General features: G+C 38.6%; 5 protein-coding genes. 1 reads left to right on the forward strand and 4 read right to left on the reverse strand.

What is annotated here, in order from left to right:
- Positions 1-237: 237 nt before the first annotated feature.
- From GQR46_RS16100 to GQR46_RS16115, 4 genes are all read right to left on the reverse strand, one after another.
- Positions 238-453: a TIGR02450 family Trp-rich protein gene (locus GQR46_RS16100; RefSeq protein ID WP_002958506.1), complete on the reverse strand. Its 216-nt coding sequence runs from the start codon at positions 451-453 to the stop codon at positions 238-240.
- Between the two features lie 75 nt (positions 454-528).
- On the reverse strand, positions 529-882 hold the full coding sequence (locus GQR46_RS16105; RefSeq protein WP_165728929.1) for a cupredoxin domain-containing protein: 354 nt from the start codon (positions 880-882) through the stop codon (positions 529-531).
- Between the two features lie 20 nt (positions 883-902).
- Positions 903-3,149, reverse strand: a complete 2,247-nt coding sequence (locus GQR46_RS16110) for a heavy metal translocating P-type ATPase (RefSeq protein ID WP_165741482.1) — start codon at positions 3,147-3,149, stop codon at positions 903-905.
- Positions 3,139-3,582 carry a MerR family transcriptional regulator gene (locus tag GQR46_RS16115; RefSeq protein ID WP_165741484.1) on the reverse strand — a complete coding sequence of 148 codons (444 nt, stop codon included), beginning with the start codon at positions 3,580-3,582 and terminating at the stop codon, positions 3,139-3,141. Before GQR46_RS16115 ends, GQR46_RS16110 begins: the two co-directional genes overlap by 11 nt.
- Positions 3,583-3,902: 320 nt before the next feature.
- Between GQR46_RS16115 and GQR46_RS16120 the strand changes: the two genes are divergently transcribed.
- On the forward strand, positions 3,903-4,841 hold a 939-nt coding region (locus GQR46_RS16120; protein ID WP_206009638.1), incomplete at its 3' end, for a hypothetical protein.

Genomic DNA, 4,841 nt, shown 5'->3' on the forward strand with positions numbered 1-4,841 from the left:
GTATTTTATAAAAATTGTGAAGTGATATTTTGAAATTAACTGTTTTGTTGCCAAATGGCGAATTTATCTAGAAAGGTTGCAATGTGAAAGCTAAGTTATAGCATTGAGTTCATAACTTAATGCGCCGTAAAATATAGGTTCGCTTGAGTTAAGCAAACCTACATCGTGTGCCAGCCATCTGCAAAAGTACCGCTAAAAGTGCCACTATTTGAGGGAGGTAAATTATATAGATTTAAACTACTTCCACCCTTGTAGCCACTTTTGGTTGTCTTTTAAATCTCGCCAACTAATTGGATATTGATTTTTTGACATAACAGCCTCGGTAATACACTCAATTACATTGCCGTCTTCATCAAATTCCACCTCAACAATAATAAAGTGCTTTTCTTTATTTATAGCAGGTGTTGCGGTCCATTTACTATTCAATAATTTTTTAGGGTTTAATTTATTCATTTAATATAGCGACTCCTGCTAATATCACAGCTTATATAAAGCAACTATACGACCCCAACACCTACTTAGTTCAGGTTACTGCGCAACTAGCTTACCTTTGTACATTTGCATTTGGCAATGAAAGTCATATTCACCAGCTTCAAGCGCAGGTAGTTTAACTGTATTACCATCACCCATTGCCAGAGCTTTACTTATATCAAGCTGTGGAAATATCACTGTTTCGGCGCACGGTGCGCTGTCTTTTCTATCAAAGGTAAGTACAACCTCTTTGTTGGCAGCCACTTGAATATGGCCAGGCTTATAGATACCGTTATCAACGACTATCGTTACTTTATTGTCATCACTTTGTGTTTGCTCTGGTTTGTATAGCCAAAACCAATAAATAATTGCGGCTATTAACAGTGCACCACCTATATTAATCATCAACATAATGTACTCCTTAGCTTAAATTACGATTTATTTGGTTTGAAAAAACGTAAGCGATTAGCGTTACTTACCACAGTAAGCGATGAAAGTGCCATAGCAGCTCCTGCTACAACGGGGTTAAGTAATATGCCAAAAAATGGATACAACACGCCGGCTGCAATCGGAATACCCGCCACGTTATAAATAAAGGCACCAAATAGGTTTTGTTTAATATTTGAAATAGTTGCATTACTCACGGCAATTGCATCAGCAAGGCCATGTAACGAGCCACGCATTAAGGTAATGTCTGCACTTTCTATTGCTACATCAGTACCTGTACCAATTGCAAAGCCTACATCGGCTTGCGCAAGTGCGGGAGCATCGTTAATACCGTCACCAGTCATACCCACTATTTCACCATTGGCTTGGCGTTTTGTTACTTCGTTTACTTTGTCATCGGGCATTACTTCTGCAATAAAGTCATCAATACCAACTTGCTTAGCAACAGCTTGTGCAGTGGCTTTGTTGTCACCAGTTAGCATAACTAGGTGGATACCTTTATTTTGCAGGCGTTTAATCGCTTCTACTGAATCCTCTTTAATAGGATCTGCTACAGCAATAATAGCGTGGAGCTTATTATTACTTGCAAAATACATGGGCGTTTTAGCATCACTGGCAAGTGTTTGAGCTTGCTCGGTTGCATCATCAACACTCACATTGTATTTATCCATTAGCGCTTTGTTGCCAAATAACAATGTTTGCCCGTCAACACTGCCAGTTACGCCTTTACCTGTAATGGCATCAAAGTCGGTAACTTTACTCAGTGTTAAGCCATGCTTTTTAGCGTATGCCGTAATTGCTTCAGCCAGTGGATGCTCTGAGCTACTTTCAAGGCTTGCAACACATTGCATTACTGTATTTTCGTCGCTGTTGTTAAATGTAACCACATCGGTAACTTGCGGTGTGCCTTGAGTAATAGTGCCTGTTTTATCTAAAATCATGGTGGTGATTTTAGATGTAGTTTGCAGCGACTCGCCATTTCGAATTAATATTCCCGACTCAGCGGCTTTACCAATACCCACCATAACCGACATAGGGGTTGCGAGTCCCAGCGCACAAGGACAAGCAATAATAAGTACCGTGGTTACAGCAACAACGGCATAAGCAATTGATGGCTCAGGTCCAAAGTTTAACCATGCAAGGCCAGCAAGTACTGCTATAATCATGACTGTTGGTACAAATATCCCTGATATAACATCAGCTAAGCGCCCTATTGATGGCTTAGAGTTTTGTGCACGCTTTACCATATTGATAATATTGGCAAGTGTGGTTTCGCTACCAATGTGCGTGGCTTTAAATAATAAAGTGCCACTTTTATTAATACTTCCGGCAACGACTTTGTCGCCCGTTTTTTTGCGGGCAGGCATTGGCTCACCAGTAAGCATTGACTCATCAACCGTACTGCTGCCTTCAATAACGTCGCCATCTACAGGGATTTTTTCACCCGGGCGAACACGTACTTCATCATTTTTTACAACATCACTAATGTCGATGTCTTGCTCTTGATCATCGCGTATTACGCGTGCAGTTTTTGGTTGCAGACCAATTAAGCGTTTAATTGCCTGTGAGGTTCGCCCACGTGCTTTTACTTCAAAAGCGAGCCCTAAACTAATTAAACCGATGATCATCGATGACGCTTCAAAATATACGTGTCTTGCGACTTCTGGTAATAAATTTGGTGCGATTACTACAAACATCGAATACAACCACGCAGTACCTGTACCAAGCGCTATTAATGTATCCATATTTGCCGCATGGTTTTTAAATGCTTGCCATGCGCCGTTGTAAAATTGTTTACCTGATATAGCCATAACTACAAGCGTGACTATACCCACTAAAAACCACGCTATTCGTTGTGTGTCGGTGGTTACACTCATGTCAAAAATAAGCCCGTATATCATTAACGGTGTACCGACTCCTAACGCTAATATCATATTACGCATTAGCTTTTTGTAATGTGCCTCGTCTGACTTTGCTTTTTCATCAAGTGCATCTTGATCAGATTCGTTACTCATTGGCTTAGCTGAATAACCAATGTTTTCGACTGCTTTAATAAGCGTGCTTTCGTCGGCTTTACCTTCTACACGTACAGTACGCTCAGCAAAGTTCATTTCTACGCTTTGCGCACCTTGAACACTATTGAGGGCTTTTTCAATTTTGGCCACACAACTGCCACAATTAGCACCTTCAATAATAAAGTTTTGCGCGGTGTCTTTTGTATTAGTCGTCATTACGCTGCTCCTTATTTGCAGAATCGTTTATTGGATCAACAAAAGATTCTATTAAACTACACACGTCACTGGTATTTGCACCATCGGCTGATGTATCCCATTGCTCCAGAGCTGCATGCATTCTGTTTCGTAATTTTAATGTTTCTTGAAATAGTGCTTCGGTTTCTTCTAGGCGTTTAGTAATGAGTTTACGCGTTAACGGACAAGGACAATTCCCCTGCTCTGACTCGCCTATAATCTGTTGAATATCTTTGAGTGAAAAACCAAGTTGACGAGAGCTAATAATAAACTTTAAACGTTGCTGGTCTCGCTTTGTATATTCTTGATAGCCATTTTCTTCACTGCGTATTGGATTAAGTAACCCAACACGCGTGTAATGACGAACAGTATCGGCAGTCACGCCCATTAACTTGGCGAGTTGTTTAACATACATAATTTAGCTCCGTCATGTTTCAGTAGTTTCATAATAAACCTAGGTGCAACACATAGGTCAATAGCATCATTAAAATGCAATGACTTTTCCCTACAAAAAATATAATAGTATAAACTTAACTCGTATTTTTAATCGAAAGTTGGATATAGTGCAATTAAACGCATACTATAAACTCCCTAACAAATTGATTATTTTATGTTTTGCTAAAATACCTTATCATTTTTATAGGTTGCCTATATAGCAATCTAGGCATAGCAGAAAATGCTAAAAATAATATTCTGATCATTCATTCTTATCATAGTGAGCATGAGTGGACCAGTATGCTTAAAAAAGGATTTGAAGATTCTTTTAAAGAAGAAAAAAGTACGCATTTATTCCATGAATTTATGGATGCTAAGCGCTATCCTCAAGGAAAATTTAAAGAACAATTTTTGACCTACCTCCAACACAAATACATATCTACTAATTTAAGCCTTATTGCTGTAACAGATGACTCTGCACTCGAGTGGGTGACAGGTCACAGGGCTACATTTTTCCCTTCATTACCAATTGTATACAGTGGTATTAACCAAGTTACACCTGAAATTTTAGCAAAAAAAAACATGACAGGTGTTTTCGAAAATAGAAACCTTGCCCAAACAGTATTCGATATAAAGAGAATGACGGGGAAAGAACAGTTAATTGTTATTTCCGACAGCAGTATAACCGGTAAAATAAACTTAAATAAAATTAGAGCAATTAATAAGGACCCAAAAGCACCTAAACATATTTATGAGGTCATCGATTTAAATGAAATAGATATTGCAACAACACTTACCCCATACTCTAAAAACATTCCAATACTGGTGATCGGACAACTCATTAATCCCAATCAAAGAAATGAACTTATTCGCTGGAGCGAGAGTAGCTCTTTACTAGCTAAGCATACTACTAGACCCATATTCACTATTGCAAAAGTTACGTTAAATAATGGCGCAACTGGCGCACACGAACTTGACGGTATTCAGCACGCAATGCAGACGAGTCAGCTCATTAAGAAAATATTAAATGGTACTGAGGCTTCACTGTTACAGCCTATTTTACAGGCGCAAAGCATATGGGTTTTAGATGTTGGAAAATTAGAAGAAATTGGTATTAATTTAGCTTTAACCCCCACACCTAAAGTTCTTATTAATCAAAAAACAAGCTTTTATAAAAAGTACAAAACCTACGTTTGGCTTACTATTACAGCATTTAGCACAGCACTGTGCATCATTATA

This window comes from Pseudoalteromonas sp. Z1A6, from assembly GCF_011378745.1.
GTDB lineage: Bacteria > Pseudomonadota > Gammaproteobacteria > Enterobacterales > Alteromonadaceae > Pseudoalteromonas > Pseudoalteromonas arctica.